Genomic DNA, 20,789 nt, shown 5'->3' on the forward strand with positions numbered 1-20,789 from the left:
CCGGAACAGCTTCTCGGTTACGAATGGCGGTACGACGCAAATAAACGACGCGACGCCGAAGCCGGCTCGAAAGTGACGCGGGAAGTGGCCGGAAACTGCGCGCGAGCGCGCTTCTGGCGGCTCGCGGCGTTGGCCGGGGGTAGCGCAACCCTACTCCGCGGCCCTGTTCGTACGCCTAAGTGAGGAGGCGCCGTGAGCCGATCAAACCAACGAGACACGCCCCCACGAGCGGGACCGACCGCCGGAACTACGGTCGGGGGCCGCCCGTCGGCGGGTAGACTAGACCTTGACACCCCGACCTGACAAGCCTGGAGGACGCATGGTTGCATTCCTCCTCGCGTTCATCGCGCTGTCCGTGCTCACACCGTGGCTCACCCGCCGCCTCGGCACCCGCGTCTTCTACCTGATCGCCCTGCTGCCGGCCGGTGCCTTCGCCTTCACGCTCACGCAAACTGCCACGGTCACCGCGGGTGGGGCTGTGACCCAGACGCTCCCGTGGATACCCCAGCTCGGCATCAGCCTCTCTTTTCGGGTCGACACGCTGGCCTGGCTGCTCGCCCTCGTCGTCACCGGCATAGGCGCCCTCGTGCTGGTGTACTGCGCCCGCTATTTCAGTGCCGATGAGCCCAGCCTCGGCCGTTTTGCGGCCCTGCTGCTCGCCTTCGCCGGAACCATGTACGGCCTGGTCACGGCCGACGATCTCGTGATCATGTTCATGTTCTGGGAGATCACGAGCGTGCTCTCCTACCTGCTGATCGGGCACTATACGCAGAAACGCGAGAGCCGTGGCGCTGCCCTGCAGGCCCTGATCGTGACGACATTCGGCGGCCTGGTCATGCTCGTGGGCGTCGTGATGATCTCGGTCGCAGCCGGCACGACAAGCCTCTCCTACATCGTCGCCAACCCGGTCACGGACGCGATGGGCACCTGGGCTGTTCTGCTCATCCTGGTCGGAGCGCTGTCAAAATCGGCGCTCGTGCCGTTCCACTTCTGGCTGCCCGCCGCGATGGCTGCTCCGACTCCGGTCAGCGCGTATCTGCACGCCGCCGCGATGGTCAAGGCCGGCATCTATATCGTCGCCCGTCTTGCCCCCGGTTATGCCGACAGCGACGGTTGGCTGCCGGTGCTGGTGACCCTCGGCGTCTGGACCATGATTGTCGGAGCCTGGCGTGCCTTGCGCCAGTATGACCTCAAGTTACTGCTGGCCTACGGCACGGTCAGCCAACTCGGCTTTCTCATGATCGCGATCGGGTTCAACACCCGCGACACCGCGCTCGCCGGCGCCGCCCTGCTGCTCGCCCACGCCCTCTACAAGGCCACGCTGTTCCTCGTCGTCGGGGTCATCGACCATCGGGCAGGCACCCGCGACTGGCGCAAGCTCAGCGGCGTCGGTCGAAGCGCCCCGGCGCTCGCCGTCATCGCGCTCGTGGCGGTCGCGTCGATGGCGGGCCTGCCGCCGCTGTTGGGTTTCGTCGCCAAGGAGGCCGTGTTCACCTCACTGCTCGACGCCGGCGTCGGGGGATCCGGCTGGGGCTACGCGGCGCTCATCGGCACGGCCGTGGGATCCGTACTCACGGTGGCGTATAGCATCCGTTTTTTTTGGGGTGCATTCGGAACGCGCAAGAAACAGCCGGGCACCGTTCTGCACGCGAGCGCGTGGGACACATTGTTCGCCCCCGGTGTGCTCACCGCCCTGACCATCGGCCTCGGACTGTTCGCCTCCGTGCTCGACCCGCTGCTCGCGCCTTACGCCGATACCGTGCCGGGCGTCGGCAGTCGCACCGAAGCGCCGTATCACCTGGCGCTCTGGCACGGGCTGGAGCCGGCCTTCTACCTCAGCGTGGTCGTGCTGTTGCTGGGCGCCCTCCTGTTCCGCTCCCGACGGCGGGTCTCGCGGCTGCAGGCCAAGGTGCCCGACTACATCGACGCCGGCCGCGGCTACGGCAAGGCCATTCGCGGCGTCGACCGCCTCGCAGCACGGGTCACCCACTTCGCCCAGCGTGGCGGGCTACCGCAGTACCTCGGCACCATCTTCACCGTCTTCGTGCTCGTCCTCGGCTTCGCAGCCTTCGTCAACCGCACCTGGCCCGACACAATCGTGTTGTGGGACTACCCCGGCCAGGTGCTTATCGCACTGATCATGGCCATCTGCGCGGTCATGGCGGCGCGCGTTGGACAGCGGATGACCGCGGTCATCCTCGCCGGTGTCACCGGTTACGGCCTCGTCGCCCTGTTCGCTTTTCACGGCGCGCCCGACCTCGCCCTCACCCAGGCGCTGGTCGAATCGATCACTCTCGTGATCTTCGTGCTCGTGCTGCGCCGCCTGCCCGCGAACATCACCCACCACAACAAACCGGTGCGCCCCAAGCGACGCCTGCTGATCGGCAGCCTCGTGGGCCTGGTCATGGGAACCATCGGCTTCATCGCGCTTGGCGCCCGCCAGTTCGAGAGCATTGCCGGCGCCCTGCCCCGATTGGCGGTCGAAGACGGTCACGGCGACAACATCGTCAACGTAATGCTCGTAGATATTCGCGCCTGGGACACCATGGGCGAGGTATCCGTGCTCATCGTCGTGGCCACCGGCGTCGCGAGCCTGCTCTTCGTCTCGGGTCGCAATGCGGTCGTGCCGCGGCTGAAGGAATCCCGCAGCCTGCGCTCGGCAGCCAACCGTCGCCGCGTCGTCGCCGACCCTGAACTCTCCAGCGATGGCCACGCCGTCACCCGGCAGGCGTTCCTCCTGGCCGGGCGCAAGAACGCTCCGCGCAGCCGGTCGATTCTCATCGAAGTGCTCGTGCGGTTGCTCTTTCACCCCGCCATGATCGTGTCGATCTACCTGCTCTTCGCCGGCCACAACCTACCCGGCGGCGGTTTCGCCGGTGGACTCCTCGCCGGTCTGGCCCTCGTGGCCCGCTATCTGGCCGGCGGACGCTACGAACTCGGCGAAGCGGCCCCGATCGACCCGGGCAAGATTCTCGGACTCGGCGTGATTCTCGCCGTGGGTATGAGCGTCATCTCACTCTTCTTCGACGGGATTCCGCTCCAATCGGCGTACTTCACGGCGACGGTTCCCGTGCTCGGCAACCTATCGTTTGGCACCTCGACCATCTTCGATGTCGGCGTCTACCTCGTCGTCATCGGCCTGACCTACGACATACTGCGCAGCCTCGGCAGCGAAATTGACCGGCAGAGTGAGGCCGACGAGATCGGCCAACGACCAGGCCCCGCGCCCGAGGGCGCATCCACGTTAACTCCCGAAGAGGTCGACCGATGAGTGCCTCCCTCACCCTCGTCATCCTGATGGCCGTCATGTACGCGGCCGGCGTCTACGTGATGCTCGAACGCAGCCTCACCCGGGTGCTGATCGGACTTCTGCTGGTCGGCAACGCCACCAACCTGCTCATCTTCATCATGAGCGGCCGCCCCGGCAGCTCACCGATTGTCACCGGTACGAGCGTCGAAGACATGGTCGACCCGATCCCGCAGGTACTCATGCTCACCGCGATCGTGATCAATTTCGGCATCACCGCGCTGCTGCTCGCGCTCATCTATCGGTCGTGGTGGCTCGCCCAACTCGGCGACGAGGGCGACACTCTCACCGACGAGCACGCCACCGAGAGCGCCGGCGAGGCCGACGTCACCTTCCTCTCCTCGTCCGACGATGACGACGCGATCGCGCAATCCCTCGACGAGTTCGAGCGGGGTGACGGCGCCACGAGTGACGAAGACAGCACGACTCCCACCGGCACGCACTCAAAGCATGCTGCCGGCCGCTCCGGCCGCTCCGGCCCATCCGCGTCAGCCGAGGGGGACGCGCGATGACCGCCCTGGTTCCCCTCATCGTGTGCCTGCCGCTGCTCGGTGCGGCGGTCGCCCTGATGCTCGGTCTGCGCCGTCGCCTGCAGGTGCTGGTGAGCGTGGTGAGCCTCACCGCGGCGACCGTGATGAGCGCGGCATTGCTGGTGCTCGTCGACCGGACTGGGCCCGCCGTGGTGCAGGTCGGCGGCTGGCAGGCCCCGTGGGGAATCGTGCTCGTCGTCGACCGGCTATCGGCGATCATGCTGCTCATCTCGGCGCTCATGCTGCTCGGAGTGCTGCTGTTCGCGGTCGGCCAGGGCATCGTCGACGGCGACACCGAAACGCCGGTGTCGATCTTTCACCCGACCTATCTCGTGCTGGCCGCCGGACTCTTCAATGCCTTCGTCGCGGGTGACCTGTTCTCGATGTATGTCGGCTTCGAGATGCTGCTCTCGGCGAGCTATGTGCTGCTCACCCTTGGCGGCACCGGCGCCCGCATTCAAGTGGGCATCACCTATATCGTCGTGAGCCTGGTGTCGTCGTTGCTGTTCCTCAGCGCAATCGCCCTCATCTACGGCGCCACCGGCACGGTGACCCTGGCCTTGATCGCCGAGCGGATGCCCGATCTGCCCGCTGACATCCAGTTGATTCTCGGGCTGTTGCTGCTGACCGCCTTCGGGGTGAAAGCGGCCGTGTTCCCAATGTCGTTCTGGTTACCGGACTCCTATCCGACCGCGCCCGCACCGGTCACCGCGGTGTTCGCCGGGCTGCTCACCAAGGTCGGTGTCTACGCGATTCTGCGCACCCAGACCCTGTTCTTTCCCGACAATCCGTTCTCGATGCCGCTCATGATCGTTGCGGCGCTGACCCTGCTCGTGGGCATTTTGGGAGCGCTCGCCCAGGCCGACATTAAACGGCTGCTCTCCTTCACCCTGGTCAGTCATGTCGGGTACATGCTGTTCGGCATTGCGATCGGAACTCCACTCGCCATCGCCGCGACCGTCTTCTACGTCGTGCACCACATCGTTGTGCAGACGACCCTGTTTCTCGTTGCGGGGCTGATCGACCGCGTCGGTGGTACCACATCGCTGTCGCGCCTCGGAGGGTTGCTCAAATCGTCACCGCTCGTGGCCATTCTGTTCTTTCTAGGTGCCCTCAACCTAGGGGGAATCCCGCCGTTCTCCGGTTTTCTCGGCAAGATCGCACTCTTTCAGGCCGGCGCGATCGTTGGCGACCCGATCATCTACGTGCTGATCGGGGTCGGCGCGCTCACCTCGCTCCTCACCCTGTACGCTTTCGCCCGGGTGTGGAGCATGGCGTTCTGGCGGCCCAGGCAAGAGGTCAAGGATTACACCTCGTCGATGTCGGCCTCGCTCGTGGAAGACCCGCAAGACGTTGGGCTCGTACTCAAGAAGACGATTTCACCGCTGATGGTCGGCGCGACGACCTCCATGCTCGTGTTCACCCTATGCCTGACCGTTTTCGCCGGACCGATCTTCGACCTGACCACCCGCGCCGCGGGCAACATCAGCTCGCCATCGACCTACATCGACGCCGTGTTCCCGAACGGTACCGGAGCGATCGAAAACAGCAACAAGGGCACGAACTTCGAGGGGGGCGCCCGATGACCACGCCACGCGAGCGCCTCGCAGCCGTCGGCAACCAGATCCCACCGCTGATTGCGCTGATCGTGCTGTGGATGCTGCTGTGGGGTGATTTTTCCTGGCTGAACCTGCTCACCGGCTTCGTCGTGGGCATGGTGGTGACCGTGGGGTTTTATCTGGTGCCGGTGCAGTTGAGCGGGCGGGTGCATCCGCTGCGCACCGTGGTGTTCTTCGTGCGGCTGGTCGTTGACATTGTGTGGGCGTCGATCGACGTGGCCTGGCTGGCGGTCAAGCCGAGGCTGGTCACGAGCAACGCAATTCTGGCGATTCGCCTGCACACCCGCAGCGACCTCATTCTCACCTGGACCGCCGTGGCCACGTCGATCGTGCCCGGCTCGATCGTGGTGGATATCGACCGGGAATCGTCGATTCTGTACCTGCACGTACTCAATATGCACAGCGCCGGTGATATCGAGAGCTTCCGACGACGCGTGCAGAACACCGAGCGGCGCATCGTGCGTGGGTTCGGTTCGCGCGAAGAAGTCGAGCGGATGCGCGGGGTACGGCCGGAGAACCGCCGCGCTGCCCGCCGCGCCAAGCGAATGAATGGAAAGGGAACGTCATGATGTTGCAGGTTGTGGCCGTGGTCGCCGGGTTCATGTTCGGGGTCGGGGCGTTGCTCGCGGTGTACCGCATCGTCGTCGGACCGAGCGTGCTCGACCGGGTCATCGCCTCGGACGTGCTCGTCGCCACGGTCGTCTGTGCCCTTGGCGCCGAGATGGCCCTGAACCGGCACACCGACACCCTGCCCGTGCTGCTCGTACTGGCCCTGTTCGCGGTGCTCGGATCGCTCAGCGTCGCCCGCTTTCTGCCCACCCGGGACAACGCATGAACGCCACTATGCACGACGTGCTCACGGCGATTCTCGTGCTCGCCAGTGCCACCATGTGCCTCGCCGCCGGAATTGGGCTCATCCGCTTTCCTGACGTGTTGTCGCGCCTGCACGCCGCGACCAAGCCGCAGGTTTTCGGTCTCATGGCCGTGACAGCGGATGTTGCGATCAACAATTTCTCGGTCCGCACCGTGACCCTCGTTGTCGCGATCGTCGTCTTTCAGGCTCTGACCGCGCCGATGGCCGCGCACCTCGTGGGCCGGGCCGCCTACGATACCGCGCATTTGCGCCCCGACCTGCTCATCGTGGACGAACTTCAGGAGCACCGGGCCGACCGCTGACCGACGGCATCGCCCGCGGCACGCATCAGGGATGACGGCACCCCTACCTAGGAGTGCCCGCTCCCTCAACGAGTGCCGCGGGCCCTACTGGCGAGCCGCCGGCGGCGATCACCAAGGACTGGTGGGTCGGGGCCTCTGGCACGTCGGCCGGGCGGTTCTTCGCGAACTCGCGGCGGAGTACGGGCACGACCTGTTCGCCCAGAATGTCGAGTTGCTCGAGCACGGTCTTCAGCGGAAGGCCGGCGTGGTCCATCAGCCAGAGCTGGCGCTGATAGTCGCCGACGTAGTCCCGGAATCCGAGGGTACGGTCGATGACTTCCTGCGGGCTACCCACGGTGAGCGGGGTCTGCGAGGTGAAGTCCTCCATACTCGGTCCATTGCCGTAGACCGGCGCGTTATCGAAGTAGGGGCGGAAGTCGCGCTTGGCATCCTGGGAGTTCTTGCTCATGAACACCTGGCCGCCGAGTCCGACGATGGCCTGCGCGGCGGTGCCGTGGCCGTGGTCCTCGAAACGCTGTCGGTAGAACTGCACCATCTTCGCGGTGTGTGAGGCGGGCCAGAAGATGTGGTTCGAGAAGAATCCATCACCGTAGTAGGCGGCCTGTTCGGCGATTTCGGGACTGCGGATGCTTCCGTGCCAGACGAATGGCGGCACGCCGTCGAGCGGCCGAGGGGTGGACTGGAAACCCTGCAGCGGAGCGCGGAACCGGCCTTCCCAGTCGACGAATTCCTCGCGCCAGAGCCGGCGAAGCAGGGCGTAGTTCTCCAGTGCGAGCGGGATGCCCTCGCGAATATCCTGGCCGAACCACGGATAGACCGGACCGGTGTTGCCGCGACCGAGCGTGAGGTCCACCCGGCCGTCGGCGAGGTGCTGCAGCATCGCGAAGTCCTCGGCGATTTTCACCGGGTCACTCGTTGTGATCAGCGTCGTGGCTGTGGAGAGAATGATCCGGGAGGTCTGCGCAGCGATGTAACCGAGCATGGTGGTCGGCGACGACGGAACGAACGGCGGGTTGTGGTGCTCACCGGTGGCGAAAACGTCGAGGCCCACCTCCTCGACCTTCTGTGCGATCGCGACCATGGCCTTGATGCGGTTGTTTTCGGTCGGTGTCCCGCCCGTGGTGGGATCCGTGGTCCTGTCTCCGACCGTGAAGATTCCGAACTGCATACCAGCCTCCACAACTTCAATACGTCTGCATGTACCTTGATGTCAACGGCAGGCCGCCCGCGGCTATTCCCGCACGAGACGGTCGATCCGTTCGCGCGGCGCGGACCGTTGTCGCCCGCAATTCGGCGCAGGCACCGGCATCCGCTGATATGCTAAGTGAGTCGCAACTGGCGTAGCACGAAGATGGGTCACCATCGGGGAGCGACTGACACGGTTAGTGGCCGCACGCCTGGGCCGCAACATCCATATATAAGGAGAACTCCGTGCCTGATTCCGCTACCGCTTTGAAGTCGACCTTCAACGAACCACTCTCGGTCGTCGACCCCGAGATCGCCGCCGTGCTCGAGCAGGAGCTCGGCCGCCAGCGCGACTACCTCGAGATGATCGCGAGCGAGAACTTCGTTCCGCGCGCCGTGCTGCAGTCGCAGGGCTCAGTGCTCACCAACAAGTACGCCGAGGGCTACCCCGGGCGCCGCTACTACGGCGGCTGCGAGTACGTCGACGTCGCCGAGCAGCTTGCCATCGACCGTGCCAAGAGCCTGTTCGGTGCCGCCTACGCAAATGTGCAGCCGCATTCCGGTGCCACCGCCAACGCTGCCGTCCTCTCCGCCATCGCCACGCCCGGCGACACCATCCTCGGCCTCGAGCTGGCCCACGGCGGCCACCTCACCCACGGCATGAAACTGAACTTCTCGGGCAAGCTGTACAACCCGGTCGCCTACGGTGTCGACCCGGAAACCTTCCGCGTCGACATGAACGTCGTGCGCGACAAGGCGCTCGAGAGCAAGCCGAAGGTCATCATCGCCGGCTGGTCGGCGTACCCGCGTCACCTCGACTTCGAAGCTTTCCGCGCCATCGCCGACGAGGTCGGCGCGCTGCTCTGGGTCGACATGGCCCATTTCGCCGGTCTCGTCGCCGCCGGCCTGCATCCCTCGCCCGTGCCCTATGCCGACGTCGTGTCGAGCACCGTGCACAAGACCCTGGCCGGCCCGCGCTCGGGCATCATTCTGTCGCGCGACATGGCCCTGGCCAAGAAGCTCAACTCCAACGTGTTCCCCGGCCAACAGGGCGGGCCACTCATGCACGTGATCGCCGCCAAGGCCACCGCGTTCAAGCTCGCCGCCGAGCCCGAGTTCAAGGAACGCCAGGAACGCACCCTGCGTGGTGCCAGCATCCTCGCTGATCGCCTCACCGCCGACGACTCACGCGCGCACGGCATTGACGTGCTCACCGGCGGCACCGATGTGCACCTCGTGCTCGCCGACCTGCGCCACTCCGAGATCAACGGCCAACAGGCCGAAGATGCCCTGCACGAAGTCGGCATCACCGTGAACCGCAACTCCGTTCCGTTCGACCCGCGCCCGCCGATGATCACCTCCGGCCTTCGTATCGGCACGCCAGCCCTGGCCACCCGCGGGTTCGGCGACGTGGAATTCACCGAGGTCGCTGACGTTATCGCCGAGGCTCTCAAGCCCGGCGCCGACACTGCCGCCCTCCGCGCCCGCGTCGGCGCGCTCACCCAGGCCTTCCCGTTGTATCCCGGCCTGCAGCAGTAACTCCTTCTCTCCAGTACGGCAATCGCTTCGAAAGCGGATGCCGCCGGCCGGCTGGCCAGCGGCATCCGTGTCTCTCGGTTGCCGGTGCGTAACCGGTCCGATCCACGCCGGCCGCGCACTTCATGACACCGGCACTTCATGACACCGGCGCTGCATGACAGCAGCAGTGCACGAGACTTCACTGATGCGAACGACGACAGTAGGGAACCATGATGACGGCAATCACACTCGACGGGGTTAAAACCGCGTCCGACATCAAGGCCGAGTTGCGGGGCCGTATCGCTGCCCTGCGCGCGAACGGCGTGGTGCCGGGCCTGGCCACGCTGCTGGTGGGCAATGACCCGGGATCCGAGACGTACGTCGCGGGCAAGCACCGCGATTGCGCCGAGGTCGGCATCGAATCGCTGCGCATCGACCTGCCCGGTTCGGCGACAAGTGCCGACGTGCGCTCGGCCATCAACGACCTCAACAACAGCCGTGAGGTAACCGGCTACATCATTCAACTCCCGCTGCCGGTCGGCCACAACGAAAACGCCATGCTCGAGCTCATCGACCCGTCAAAAGACGCCGACGGGCTGCACCCGACCAACCTGGGGCGTCTCGTGCTCGGCATCGAGGGAGAACTGCGCTCACCGCTGCCCTGCACCCCGGCCGGAATCGTTGAGTTGCTCCGCCGCTACGACGTGCCGATCGTGGGTAAGAACGTCGTCGTCGTCGGCCGTGGCCTCACCGTCGGGCGTCCGCTCGGGCTGTTGTTCACTCGCAAGGGCCTCGACGCGACGGTCACCCTGACCCATTCGCGCACGGTCGACCTCGCCGGTGAGGTGCGCCGCGCCGACATCGTGGTGGCCGCCGTAGGCGTGCCGCACCTGGTTCAGGCCGACTGGATCAAGCCGGGCGCCGCCGTGCTCGATGTGGGAATCACCCGCGTGCACGACGAGATCACCGGCAAGGGTCGCCTGATCGGCGACGTGCACCCCGACGTCGCCGTGGTCGCCGGGCACCTCTCCCCGAACCCGCGCGGTGTCGGCCCGATGACCCGTGCCATGCTGCTGTCCAACGTGGTCAAAGCCGCCGAGCAGTCCCTGCTGGCCTGACGCGGGCATCCATCCGAACGGCAGGTGGTGAGTGGCTGCACAGGTCTCAGCTGCTATGCAGCGTGAGCGCGGTCGCAGCCGTGGTCGCGATGTGCCGGGCGATTTCGAGGGCGCTGGTGGCGGCCGGAGACGGCGCATTGAGCACGTGGATCTGGCGCGACCCCTGCTGAATGATGAAGTCGTCGGCGAGTGAGCCGTCCGGCCTGATTGCCTGCGCCCGAACGCCGGAACCGGCCCGAACGATGTCGTCACGCGTGATCTCGGGTACCAGACGGCTTAGGCTGGCGGCAAACAACTGCTTCGAGAATGATCGGGCGATTTCCTGCGCCCCAGTGAGAACGTTGCGGCGTGCCAGGTTCAGAAAACCCGGATAGGTGATCGCGTTGAGGGTGTCGCGCAGATTCATTTGGCCCCAGGTATAGCCCTCACGAGCCAGGGCCAGCACGGCGTTGGGCCCCGCGTGCACGGAGTCGTCGATCATTCGGGTGAGATGAACGCCCAGAAAAGGCAGGGTGGGATCGGGAACCGGGTAGATCAGCCCGTTCACCAGGTGACCCCGGTGGGCGCGCAGCTCGTAGTATTCGCCGCGGAACGGAATGATCCGCACCGTCGGCGTCAGTCCGGCCAGCAACGCGATGCGATCGCTGTGCAGTCCGGCGCAATTGATCAGCAGGTCGGCCGCCACGGTTCCGGAGGAATGCTCCACCGTGACGTTCCGACCGGTGACCGTGATCGCCGTGACCCGGGTGTTCAGCAGCAGATCGGCACCGTTATTTTGCGCCAACCTGGCCAAAACATTCGTCACGGCGACGTAGTCGATGATGCCGGTGTCTTCTACCCGCAGGGCGGCGACGGCGCGAACATGGGGCTCGTAGTCCCGGGCTTCTGCCGCAGTGATCAGGCGGGCCGTAGCGCCGTTGGCGAGCGCCCGCTGGTGCAGGGCGTGCAGCCGGGGCAGGTCGTGATCGGTGACCGCGACGATGAGCTTTCCGCTTCGGCGGTGGGCGATGCCGTTGTCCGAGGCGAACTGCAGCATTGACCTGTTTCCGGCCTGGCACATGCGCGCCTTCAACGAGCCTGGCGTGTAGTACGGGCCGGCGTGCACGACGCCGGAATTGTGCCCGGTTTGATGCGCCGCCCAGCGTGCCTCCTTTTCCAGAAGAGTCACGTGGGCTCCGAGTCTGGTCAGCCGTTCCGCGACGGCCAGGCCGATGATTCCCCCACCGACGATCACAACGCGACGGTTGAACATGGCTGCCTCCCTGGCGCTGCGGCCGCGCAGCCCGGTGAACCCCGTTGGGGCCGATCCGAAAGCGTTCGGACCGTGTGCGCAAACTGACAACGCCTCAGCTTTGCACGACACGGTGATCTTTGACTTACCCCTGTTCGGGGGCAAGCAGTTGCACATTCTGTATGCCAAGGTTTCAGTACTGAGTAAAGTTCGACTTTTATCGGCGCGTGCGTGACGGATACCCACACCTTTTATCTTGACGTTGTTGTCTCCTCATATGACGACGGGCCGCTGGTCCAACTTTTCCGCAAACAACTCGACAAGGTGGCAGTAATTATCGCAAAGCTACGAATCGCTGTGATCGGCGCCGGCTACTGGGGGCCGAATCTGGCCCGAAATTTTGATGCCAGCCCGGACTGGGACCTGGTCGCCATCTGCGACCGAGACCGTCACCGGGCCCAGCTCGTCGCCGATCGACATGGCGGAGTCCGGGTCGTCACGGCGCTCGATGAGCTTTTAGCTGCGGACGATATCGATGCCGTGGCGGTTGCCACGCCGGCTGCCACACACCATGAGATCGCTTGTGCTGCCCTCGCGGCGGGAAAGCACGTCATGGTGGAAAAGCCGCTCGCTGACACCGCTTCCCGCGGTGAAGACATGGTGCGTGCCGCTGCCGAAGCGGGGCTGATCCTGATGGCCGATCATACCTATTGCTACACGCCCGCGGTGCTGAAAATGCGCGAACTCGTGCGCGAGAAGGCTCTCGGTGACATCCTGTTCATCGACTCAGTCCGGGTGAACCTGGGTCTGATCCAGCCCGACGTGGACGTGTTCTGGGACCTCGCCCCGCACGATCTATCGATCATTGACTTCGTGCTGCCGGGAGGGCTTCATCCGCTATCGGTGACCGCTCACGGTGCCGATCCGCTCGGCGCCGGCAAATCCTGTGTCGGCTATCTGGTTCTTCCCCTTCATGGCGGTGCGATCGCGCACGTGCACGTGAACTGGCTGAGCCCGACGAAGATTCGCCAGATGATCATCGGCGGCACAAGACGCACCCTGATCTGGGACGACCTGAACCCGCAACAGCGCATAAGCGTTTACGACCGCGGCGTCGATCTGAATCTGCAAGCGCTGCACGAAGAGGAGCGATCGGCCTCGACGGTCTCGTATCGGCTTGGTGACACCTGGTCTCCCGCGCTGCCAGAGCGCGAAGCACTCGCGGCGATGGTGACCGAGTTCGCGGCCTGCATCAGGGAAAACAGGCCGGCCATTACCGACGGAGAGGCTGGCTTGCGGGTACTCGCGGTGCTCGAGGCGGCGAGCCGCAGTCTGGCCAGACCGGATGTTGCCGGACTCATTGCCAACGACCAGCGCGAGCTGATTGGAGAAACACTATGACTGATTTGAGCGGGGCGAATGTGCTCGTGACCGGAGGTGCAGGCACCATCGGCTCAGCCATCGTCGACCAATTGCTACTGACCGAGGTAGCGCATATTGACGTGCTCGACAACCTCGTTCGCGGCCGAGCGGCGAACCTTGCGGGCGCACTCGCGTCCGGCCGCGTCACGCTCATCGAAGGGGATCTGCGGGACCGCGCACTCGTGCGGGAAGTCACGGAGGGAAAGCGCCTGGTCTTTCACGAAGCCGCCATTCGCATCACCCAGTGCGCCGAGGAGCCGCGGCTGGCGCTGGAAGTACTGGTCGACGGAACGTTCAATGTATTGGAAGCCGCCGCGGCGTGCGGCGTGGAAAAAATCGTCGCAGCGTCCAGCGCGTCCGTATACGGTCTGGCCGATCAGTTTCCGACCCCGGAACTGCACCACCACCAGCACAATGACACCTTCTACGGCGCGGCGAAGTCGTTCAACGAAGGCATGCTGCGCAGCTTCAAGGCCATGTACGGGCTGGACTACGTAGGTCTGCGCTATTTCAACGTGTACGGCCCGCGAATGGACGTGCACGGGGTGTACACCGAAGTGCTGGTGCGGTGGATGGAACGGATCAAGGACGGCCGCCCGCCGCTGGTGTTCGGGGATGGCGCCCAGACCATGGACTTCATCTTTACCACGGATATCGCCCGCGCAAACTTGCTCGCTGCGACCAGCGGAATAGCTGCAGGCGTTTACAACATCGCCAGCGGAATGGAGACGAGTCTGTTAGAGCTGGCTTGCCAGCTTCTCCTAACCATGGGCTCGGACCAGACGGTGGAACACGGTCCGGATCGGGCGGTCAACGGTGTATCACGGCGCTGGGCCGACATCTCCGCTGCTCGCGCCGCCTTCGGCTTCGAAGCTGAAGTGGATCTCGCGCAGGGGCTGCGTGAGCTCGTTGCCTGGTGGACGCCGCTGCGGGAAGAAATAGCCGCCACCCGTTCCCTGGTGCACTCATGAGTCGAATCAACGTCATGAAGCCCTGGCTGGGCGCCGAGGAAGTTCTCGCCCTGACAGAGGTCATCGAGTCGGGCTGGGTGGCCCAGGGCCCGCGCGTGGCGCGCTTCGAAATGGAATTCGCACAGCAGATGCACGTCGACTTCGCCGTGGCCACTTCCAGCTGCACCAGCGCCCTGCATCTGGCCCTCATCGTCGCCGGCATCGGCGTGGGCGACGAGGTGGTCGTTCCGTCTTTCTCCTTCATCGCCACCGCGAATGCCCCCACCTATGTCGGTGCCCGGCCCGTCTTCGCCGACGTCGACCTGACGACCGGAAACGTGACGGCACAGACCGTGGCGGCGGTGGTCTCCACCCAGACCCGGGCCGTCATCATTGTCGATCAGGGCGGGGTGCCGGTTGATCTCGCCCCGGTGCGAGAGCTGTGCGATCGGCTCGATATCGTGATCATCGAAGACGCCGCGTGCGGTGCCGGATCCACCTACGGGGGCCGTCCCGTCGGCGCCGGCGCCGATATTGCAGCGTGGTCGTTCCACCCCCGCAAGCTCCTCACCACTGGTGAGGGCGGAATGCTCACCACGAACAACGAGGATTGGGCGACCCGCGCGCGTCGGTTACGGGAACACGCGATGAGCGTGTCAGCGAACGACCGGCAGGGGCGTCTGCTGGCGGTGCCCGAAGTCTATGCAGAGATCGGTTATAACTATCGGATGACCGACCTGCAGGCGGCCGTCGGAATCGTGCAGCTCGGACGACTTCCGGAGATCGTGCGCCGCCGCCGTGAACTCGCCGAACGGTACGCGGGCGTCATCGCGGGTATTCCGGGCCTTCGCGCGGTCGACGATCCTGCCTGGGGAACGGGCAATTTCCAGTCGTTCTGGATCGACGTGCAGCCCGATTTTGCCCTGGACCGGGAGGGGGTTCTTGCGGCGCTGGCCGTCGCTGAGGTCTCGGCACGCCGGGGCATCATGGCGGCGCACCGGCAGCCGGCGTTTGACGCGTGGCGCGACCAAAACGCCCCACTGCCGGTGACCGAGTATCTCACCGATCACACCCTGATCCTTCCGCTCTATCACGACCTGACCTTCGCCGACCAGGACCGGGTGATGGACACGCTCGTGGTCGCGGCATCCGCTCAGAAGCGGAGCGCAGCATGAACGCGATTTGGTATGCGTGAGCTGCTTCTCATCGGGGCCAGCGGACTGGCCCGCGAAGTTCTGAGCGTGTTGCGCGGAAACGACGATCCGCATGTCGTCTACGTTGTCGACGACCAGGCAGAGCTCGCGGGCACAGCACTCGATGGCGTTCTCATCGTCGGTGGCCTGTCTCAGGTGGCGTACCATCCCACGGCCGACCTGCTGGTCTGCGTCGGAAGCGGAGCGGCTCGCGCCGACCTCGTCGCACGACTGGCCGACCTGGGAGTGACGCCCGATCGTTACACCACGCTCATCCATCCTGCGGTCGGGGTGCCCGATTCCTGCCACGTCGGTGCGGGCAGCATTCTGCTAAGCGGTGTGGTGCTCACGACCGACGTGCAACTGGGCGAGCACGTCGTGGTCATGCCCAATGTCACGCTAACGCACGGAAACCGCGTGGGATCGTTCGCGACGCTGTGCGCCGGCGTCGCCGTCGGCGGCGACGTGCACGTCGGCAGGGGCGCCTACATCGGGATGAATGCGAGCATCCGAGAGGGAACGTTGATCGGTGCAGCCGCTGTGATCGGTATGGGGGCAGCGGTATTGGTCGACGTTGCACCCCACGAGACCTGGGTCGGAGTGCCGGCACAGCGGATGCCAGCGGCCGCACAGCTGAGCCGGGCTGGCGCAGATTTCAGGGGGCGACGTGGCTGACGATGCAGCCGACGACAGGCAACGACGCCCCCTGAAACACGGGGTCAGCTGGAGTTTCGTGAACACGCTCGTGACGAAGGTGGCGGGCATGATCGTCACCATCTTCGTGGTGCGCATCGTCTCACCATACGACTTCGGTATCTTCGCGGCCGCCTTGGTCGTGTACGTCATCGTCTCGGCCTTGTGCGAACTGGGTCTGTCTTCCTGCATCGCGAGGCGTGACGTGGAACTGGCCGACGCCGCATCGGTGGTGACGGCCTTGTCGATGATTAGTTCCTTCACCCTGGCCACAGCGATGTTCTTTACCTCCGGACAGATCGCGGCAGCCCTGGGCGCTCCGGAAGCCCAGACGGCCATTCAGATCCTTGCCATTCCCATTCTGCTCAGTTCGTTTACCGCGGTGTCGTCCGCCATCCTGGTGCGGGACTACCGGCAGGGACGCCTCTTCGCAGCGACCGCCATCGCGTTCATCCCCTCGAACGCCGTGCTGATCATTCTCGCCCTGCACGGCGACGGCGCCCTGGCCTTTGCCTGGTCACGAGTCGTCGGCGTGGTCGTCGCGGGTATGGTGGTGATTTCCGGTACCCGCCCTTGGTATGCACCGCGCTGGAACAGCGCGCAAGCCGCCAGGGTGCTCAAGTTCGGCGTTCCCCTCGCCGGCGCGAACTTTCTCAACTACATGCTGCTGAATGCGGATGCTGCTTTTATCGCCGCCCTGGCGGGGCCCGCTCTGTTGGGCATCTACACCCTGGCCTTCAGCGTTGCATCCTGGTCGACGTCGATTCTCGCCGGAACGATCAACAGTGTGGCCATGCCCGCATTCTCGGCCTTGCGCCGGGATCCGGAGCGATTGCAGGAGGCCTTGCTGCACTGGACGCGGATGGTGGCACTCGCGGCTCTTCCGGTCAGCGCCCTGACTGTGGCGTTGTCGGCGGAAATCGTCGGAGTGCTCTACGGGGCGCAATGGTCTGCAGCAGCGCCAGTCCTGGCCATCCTGGCCGTGTACGGGGGAATCTTTGTGGTGACCCTGCTGCTGTCGAATCTTCTGGTCGGGATCGGGCGCACCGGTCGCGTCTTCCTGATTCAGGCCGTTTGGTTGCTGGCCCTGCTGCCGACCATCGCGGTGGGCGTTGCAGTGCTGGGCGTGCAGGGCGCCGCCATCGCGCACGTCGTGGTGATCGTCGTCGTCGTCATCCCGGTGTATCTGTGGGCATTGCGACCCGTGCTGCACTCCGTGCCCCGGGTGCTGGCCCGGGCTGTCGGTGGCCCCCTGCTGGCCGCAAGCCTTGCGGCCGGAACGGGGTATCTAGCCATGGTGTCGCTTGAGGGGAACCTACTGCGACTGGCCGTGGGTGGAACAGCCGGACTGGCCGTCTACCTGGTGGCAGCCCTGCCGATGATGCGCAGCTACCTGCCGGAACGCCTCGTCGCTCGCCTTTCTTTCTATCTTGCCGTCCACGGCTGGGTGCTTCGGGGTCTGCAAGGAAAGAGAGCCGAATCATGAGCCGGGCGAGCGATTTGCCGCCGGAGGCAGCAGCCCGTCCGCGAATGGCCTTTTTTCGGTGGACGCGTCCCGGATTGCCCGCTTTTCTGCAAGCTCACGTGCAAGAACAACTCAGAAGCCTCGAGGAGTTCTTCGACGTGGTCGTCATCGACAGTGATTGCGACTACGACGAGGTGTGCGATCGCATCCGCCCTGACCTATGCCTGTTCGAATCAGGCGTGTACGCGGGGAATCGCGTCATCAGCAACACCTCTACTCATCCGGACATACCCAAACTGGGTTTTCTGCACGCCGACGCCTTCGATTCCTCTCGTGCAGCCTTCGTCGCGGATATGGCGCGGTGGGAGGTGCACTGGTTCGTCACGACCTCCATGTCGATGGCCGAGTACACGCCCGAGATCGGCGGTCGACTTTTCGTTTGGCCCAACGCCATTGACCCGGCTGTGTTCCGTGACTATGGCCTGGCCAAGAACGTGCCCGTCCTGCTCACCGGAAGCCAGGCCAGCCACTATCCGTGGCGGAATGCCGTGAGTCGCGCTCTCGTTCCCGAATTTATCACCATGGCCACGCCGCATTTCGGCTGGAATTCAGAGTCGCCCACCGGTCGCATGCTCTTCGGTGAGGGGTATTCTCGGCTTCTCAACGCCAGCAGCTTTGCCCCCACCTGCGGCACGATCGCCCAGGATGTCGTTCGTAAACACCTGGAAATCCCTGCCTCCATGACCTGCCTGGTCACGGAGCGAACAGCATCCATTGAAGCCTTCGGCTTTAGGCACATGGTGAACTGCGTTTTCGCCGACGAAAACGACGTTGTCGACAAGATCAGTCACCTGCTGGGCGCCCCGGAGGAGCTGGAGCGGATCACCCGCGCGGGGCATCGGCTGGTTCATGACTACCACACGCTGGCCCAACGCAGTCAAATCAGGCAGTGGTTCGACCTCGTCAGCAGACATGGCACGCAGATCGAGATTACGCAGCGGTGGCCGCACGGCGACCTGAGCCTCGTGGGAGAAACGCAGCGGTCCCCGACACCGGCCGTGAGCAGTCCCGGCCGGGACCGGCAGCTGATCAGCAAGGGATGGACCGCTCTGCGGCATCGAGACTACCCGCTTGCCCAACGGGAATTTGTGCGCTGCCTGAACTACTTTTTTATTCCGGAGGGCGTCGTCGGCCTTATCTATACGTCGCTGCTGCAGGGTGACTGGCGAGCTGCGCAGGACTGGCTCTCCAGGCTGCAGATTGCAGTGCTGTCCCACCACCAGTCGGCCGAACCCGACCCGGTGCACTGGGCCTGTGAAATTCGGGTCGACCTGTGCCGGGGCGACCTGCACGCAGCGAACGCGGCTGCCCTGATGTACCCGGCCATGCTGCATCCGGAATTGGAGCGGATGCGTGCCGTCGTGGCCGCACTGACGGGCCGCACCATCGCTACCGGTTCCGCGGTTTCGGTGCAATGGCGGTCGTCGATCAGTCCCGTGCCCCCGTTCTCCCCGGCCGACTGGCACGAACACCTCCTCATAATGCTCCGAGCCGCGAGCCAGGCTGAGCTGGCCACCCGGCTCGAGCGCGCATACAGTGCACCAGCAGGCAGGGCGCTCGCCGCCACGCGAAGTATCGTCGCTCCACCCGGCCCTCGACGCAGACTCGCGGGTCGGGTAGCGCGCTTGCGAAACGGCAGCACCCTCCCTCCGACGGAGCGGTGGTTGCGCGCCCGGCTGTCTCCGTTCAAGCAGCGGGTGACCGGCAACGATTGGTCCCGATACCTGCAGGGCTTCGCGCAGGGCGAACCCGTGACGCGGGCAGTCATCTTCCTGGGCAGCGATTCCTGGAACAGGTCCAGTCGTGCCGTGCAACGTGGCTTACTCGGTAACCCCGCCGTCACACAGGTTGCCGTCATCGAGACACCGCAGTGGAGGCCCGCCGAGCTCGTTCGGCACGGGCATCACGAGAAGCGCCTGGTTTTCGTCGCCCAGAGCGCTATCACCTTGATCGACGATATCGGCGTGCTGGACACGGCGACGACAGTGCTCCTCGAGGGCACCGATGAACCTGCCGGCTACCGGATTCTGACGGAGCTGACGCAAACCCGTGGATTTCGGATTGTCGACCGGCGACCGGACTGCGGCGGCGTCGTCGTGCTGCGCAGCTCGCCCGACGAATACAGGAACAGACCGCAATCACCCGATCAGAACGGAACGTCACAGTGACTCACCTGGACCACCTTCCCCTCCCCGTGCCCTTGGTAGACCTCGGCTTCCAGCACGCCGCGATCAACGACGAAGTGCACGCCGGCTTCGATCGGGTAATGAACAACGGGAGTTTCATACTTGGTCCGGAGGTGGAGCGTTTTGAAGGCGCGTTCGCTGCCTACTGCGGAGTCGAACACGTTCTCGGGGTGGCAAACGGCACCGATGCGCTCGAGCTCGTCTTGCGTGCAGCTCGAATCGGAGTGGGCGACGAGGTCATCCTGCCCGCCAACACGTTCGTCGCCACAGCGGAGGCGGTGCTGCGGGCGGGTGCCGTGGTGAAGCTCGTCGATTGTGACGAAGATTTTCTCATCGATCCGGAAGCGGTTCGATCGAGCGTGTCTGTGCACACCCGGGCCGTTATCGGGGTGCACCTCTACGGCCAGATGGCACCGATGGAGCTCCTGCGGGAGGCCAGCGGTCCCGACGCGTTCCTCGTGGAAGACCTGGCCCAGGCGCAGGGAGCGACGAGGTTCGGCGCGCGCGCCGGCAGTCTGGGTGATGCCGGCGGGACCAGCTTCTACCCCGGCAAGAACCTCGGTGCCTACGGGGACGGCGGGGCGGTGCTCACGAATTCCGATCTCGTCGCCGATATGGTGCGAGCACTGCGCAATCACGGCGGTACCAACCGATACGAGCACCGGTTTGCCGGGCTGAATTCTCGACTGGACGGTCTTCAGGGTGTCGTGTTGTCGGCGAAACTCGCCCGACTGGATGGATGGAATCAGCTGCGGCGAGATGCCGCCCGCTACTACGACGAGCTCTTGGTCGACCTGCCCGAGGTTGTCATTCCGCGCGTGGTCGAAGGCAACGAACACGTTTTCCATCTCTACGTGGTTCGGGTGCCCCATCGTGACCGGATCGTCGAGCATCTCACGAAGCAGGGAATCAGCGCATCCGTGCACTATCCGGTTCCCGTGCACCTGCAGCCTGGGTTCGCCGACCTCGGGCTGCCACGCGGCAGCTTTCCGCTGGCGGAACACCTGTCGGATGAGATCATGTCGCTCCCGATCTACCCCGGCATCACGACCGAGCAGCAGGACCGAATTGTGACGGCCCTGCGGAACGCCCTGAGCCTGCACCGGCAGCGGGCCGCTCTGCGCGCGGTGGGCTGA

At 65.0% G+C, this 20,789-nt stretch carries 18 protein-coding genes and 1 riboswitch; of the genes, 16 read left to right on the plus strand and 2 right to left on the minus strand.

The annotated features are described in order from the left end of the window. Positions 1-319 precede the first annotated feature (319 nt). Genes E3N85_RS12160 through mnhG form a run of 6 tightly spaced genes read left to right on the plus strand, consistent with a single transcriptional unit; the run spans position 320 to position 6,632 of the window. Positions 320-3,271: a Na+/H+ antiporter subunit A gene (locus E3N85_RS12160; protein ID WP_134463508.1), complete on the plus strand. Its 2,952-nt coding sequence runs from the start codon at positions 320-322 to the stop codon at positions 3,269-3,271. Then, positions 3,268-3,819: a sodium:proton antiporter gene (locus E3N85_RS12165; protein WP_134463510.1), complete on the plus strand. Its 552-nt coding sequence runs from the start codon at positions 3,268-3,270 to the stop codon at positions 3,817-3,819. The genes E3N85_RS12160 and E3N85_RS12165 overlap by 4 nt, the downstream gene beginning before the upstream one ends. Further along, complete coding sequence (locus E3N85_RS12170) at positions 3,816-5,423, plus strand: Na+/H+ antiporter subunit D (RefSeq protein WP_134463512.1); 1,608 nt, start codon at positions 3,816-3,818, stop codon at positions 5,421-5,423. The genes E3N85_RS12165 and E3N85_RS12170 overlap by 4 nt, the downstream gene beginning before the upstream one ends. After that, complete coding sequence (locus E3N85_RS12175; protein ID WP_166783942.1) at positions 5,420-6,025, plus strand: Na+/H+ antiporter subunit E; 606 nt, start codon at positions 5,420-5,422, stop codon at positions 6,023-6,025. The genes E3N85_RS12170 and E3N85_RS12175 overlap by 4 nt, the downstream gene beginning before the upstream one ends. Next, on the plus strand, positions 6,025-6,291 hold the full coding sequence (locus E3N85_RS12180; RefSeq protein WP_134463634.1) for a monovalent cation/H+ antiporter complex subunit F: 267 nt from the start codon (positions 6,025-6,027) through the stop codon (positions 6,289-6,291). The genes E3N85_RS12175 and E3N85_RS12180 overlap by 1 nt, the downstream gene beginning before the upstream one ends. Then, complete coding sequence (gene mnhG / locus E3N85_RS12185; protein ID WP_134463516.1) at positions 6,288-6,632, plus strand: monovalent cation/H(+) antiporter subunit G; 345 nt, start codon at positions 6,288-6,290, stop codon at positions 6,630-6,632. Before E3N85_RS12180 ends, mnhG begins: the two co-directional genes overlap by 4 nt. A 43-nt stretch (positions 6,633-6,675) precedes the next feature. Here the strand turns inward: mnhG and E3N85_RS12190 are convergent, their stop codons facing one another. Continuing rightward, positions 6,676-7,800, minus strand: coding sequence for an LLM class flavin-dependent oxidoreductase (locus E3N85_RS12190; protein WP_134463518.1), 1,125 nt, complete (start codon positions 7,798-7,800; stop codon positions 6,676-6,678). A 153-nt stretch (positions 7,801-7,953) separates the two neighbouring features. Further along, positions 7,954-8,042: riboswitch (ZMP/ZTP riboswitch) on the plus strand. A gap of 21 nt (positions 8,043-8,063) precedes the next feature. Here E3N85_RS12190 and glyA point away from each other — a divergent pair. Then, complete coding sequence (glyA, locus tag E3N85_RS12195; protein ID WP_134463520.1) at positions 8,064-9,356, plus strand: serine hydroxymethyltransferase; 1,293 nt, start codon at positions 8,064-8,066, stop codon at positions 9,354-9,356. A 212-nt stretch (positions 9,357-9,568) separates the two neighbouring features. Next, entirely contained in the window at positions 9,569-10,453 is an 885-nt protein-coding gene (locus E3N85_RS12200) for a bifunctional methylenetetrahydrofolate dehydrogenase/methenyltetrahydrofolate cyclohydrolase (RefSeq protein ID WP_134463522.1), read from the plus strand. Positions 10,454-10,499: 46 nt separating this feature from the next. On the opposite strand, the gene lhgO is transcribed toward E3N85_RS12200, so the two are convergent. Beyond that, positions 10,500-11,705 carry an L-2-hydroxyglutarate oxidase gene (lhgO, locus tag E3N85_RS12205; RefSeq protein WP_134463524.1) on the minus strand — a complete coding sequence of 402 codons (1,206 nt, stop codon included), beginning with the start codon at positions 11,703-11,705 and terminating at the stop codon, positions 10,500-10,502. On the opposite strand from lhgO, the gene E3N85_RS12210 reads away from it, so the two are divergent. The 8 genes from E3N85_RS12210 to E3N85_RS12245 all read left to right on the plus strand — a co-directional run bounded on the left by E3N85_RS12210 (position 11,704) and on the right by E3N85_RS12245 (position 20,789). Then, complete coding sequence (locus tag E3N85_RS12210) at positions 11,704-11,919, plus strand: hypothetical protein (RefSeq protein WP_134463526.1); 216 nt, start codon at positions 11,704-11,706, stop codon at positions 11,917-11,919. The two genes, lhgO and E3N85_RS12210, sit on opposite strands and share 2 nt — an antisense overlap. 98 nt (positions 11,920-12,017) lie before the next feature. After that, positions 12,018-13,085 (plus strand): Gfo/Idh/MocA family protein, encoded by a 1,068-nt coding sequence (locus tag E3N85_RS12215; RefSeq protein WP_134463635.1) that lies wholly within the window; start codon positions 12,018-12,020, stop codon positions 13,083-13,085. Beyond that, the gene (locus tag E3N85_RS12220; protein WP_134463528.1) at positions 13,082-14,077 is read left to right on the plus strand and encodes an NAD-dependent epimerase/dehydratase family protein; all 996 of its coding nucleotides are present in this window, start codon (positions 13,082-13,084) and stop codon (positions 14,075-14,077) included. The genes E3N85_RS12215 and E3N85_RS12220 overlap by 4 nt, the downstream gene beginning before the upstream one ends. Then, on the plus strand, positions 14,074-15,231 hold the full coding sequence (locus E3N85_RS12225; RefSeq protein WP_134463530.1) for a DegT/DnrJ/EryC1/StrS aminotransferase family protein: 1,158 nt from the start codon (positions 14,074-14,076) through the stop codon (positions 15,229-15,231). The genes E3N85_RS12220 and E3N85_RS12225 overlap by 4 nt, the downstream gene beginning before the upstream one ends. Before the next feature lie 12 nt (positions 15,232-15,243). After that, positions 15,244-15,924: a NeuD/PglB/VioB family sugar acetyltransferase gene (locus E3N85_RS12230; protein ID WP_134463532.1), complete on the plus strand. Its 681-nt coding sequence runs from the start codon at positions 15,244-15,246 to the stop codon at positions 15,922-15,924. Next, complete coding sequence (locus tag E3N85_RS12235; RefSeq protein ID WP_166783943.1) at positions 15,917-17,428, plus strand: oligosaccharide flippase family protein; 1,512 nt, start codon at positions 15,917-15,919, stop codon at positions 17,426-17,428. The genes E3N85_RS12230 and E3N85_RS12235 overlap by 8 nt, the downstream gene beginning before the upstream one ends. A 98-nt stretch (positions 17,429-17,526) precedes the next feature. Then, positions 17,527-19,635, plus strand: a complete 2,109-nt coding sequence (locus E3N85_RS12240) for a glycosyltransferase (RefSeq protein ID WP_166783944.1) — start codon at positions 17,527-17,529, stop codon at positions 19,633-19,635. After that, positions 19,632-20,789 (plus strand): DegT/DnrJ/EryC1/StrS aminotransferase family protein, encoded by a 1,158-nt coding sequence (locus E3N85_RS12245; protein WP_241978481.1) that lies wholly within the window; start codon positions 19,632-19,634, stop codon positions 20,787-20,789. The genes E3N85_RS12240 and E3N85_RS12245 overlap by 4 nt, the downstream gene beginning before the upstream one ends.

Source organism: Cryobacterium sp. Hz9 (assembly GCF_004402825.1).
GTDB lineage: Bacteria > Actinomycetota > Actinomycetes > Actinomycetales > Microbacteriaceae > Cryobacterium > Cryobacterium gelidum.

Excerpts from the sequence above, each read along its gene's own strand:
- E3N85_RS12170 (WP_134463512.1), top strand. The coding sequence starts at position 3,816 with ATGACCGCCCTGGTTCCCCTCATCGTGTGCCTGCCGCTGCTCGGTGCG.
- lhgO (WP_134463524.1), bottom strand. The coding sequence starts at position 11,705 with ATGTTCAACCGTCGCGTTGTGATCGTCGGTGGGGGAATCATCGGCCTG.
- mnhG (WP_134463516.1), top strand. The coding sequence starts at position 6,288 with ATGAACGCCACTATGCACGACGTGCTCACGGCGATTCTCGTGCTCGCC.
- E3N85_RS12165 (WP_134463510.1), top strand. The coding sequence starts at position 3,268 with ATGAGTGCCTCCCTCACCCTCGTCATCCTGATGGCCGTCATGTACGCG.
- E3N85_RS12180 (WP_134463634.1), top strand. The coding sequence starts at position 6,025 with ATGTTGCAGGTTGTGGCCGTGGTCGCCGGGTTCATGTTCGGGGTCGGG.
- E3N85_RS12160 (WP_134463508.1), top strand. The coding sequence starts at position 320 with ATGGTTGCATTCCTCCTCGCGTTCATCGCGCTGTCCGTGCTCACACCG.
- E3N85_RS12230 (WP_134463532.1), top strand. The coding sequence starts at position 15,244 with ATGCGTGAGCTGCTTCTCATCGGGGCCAGCGGACTGGCCCGCGAAGTT.
- E3N85_RS12175 (WP_166783942.1), top strand. The coding sequence starts at position 5,420 with ATGACCACGCCACGCGAGCGCCTCGCAGCCGTCGGCAACCAGATCCCA.
- E3N85_RS12210 (WP_134463526.1), top strand. The coding sequence starts at position 11,704 with ATGGCTGCCTCCCTGGCGCTGCGGCCGCGCAGCCCGGTGAACCCCGTT.
- E3N85_RS12220 (WP_134463528.1), top strand. The coding sequence starts at position 13,082 with ATGACTGATTTGAGCGGGGCGAATGTGCTCGTGACCGGAGGTGCAGGC.
- E3N85_RS12225 (WP_134463530.1), top strand. The coding sequence starts at position 14,074 with ATGAGTCGAATCAACGTCATGAAGCCCTGGCTGGGCGCCGAGGAAGTT.
- E3N85_RS12200 (WP_134463522.1), top strand. The coding sequence starts at position 9,569 with ATGACGGCAATCACACTCGACGGGGTTAAAACCGCGTCCGACATCAAG.
- E3N85_RS12190 (WP_134463518.1), bottom strand. The coding sequence starts at position 7,800 with ATGCAGTTCGGAATCTTCACGGTCGGAGACAGGACCACGGATCCCACC.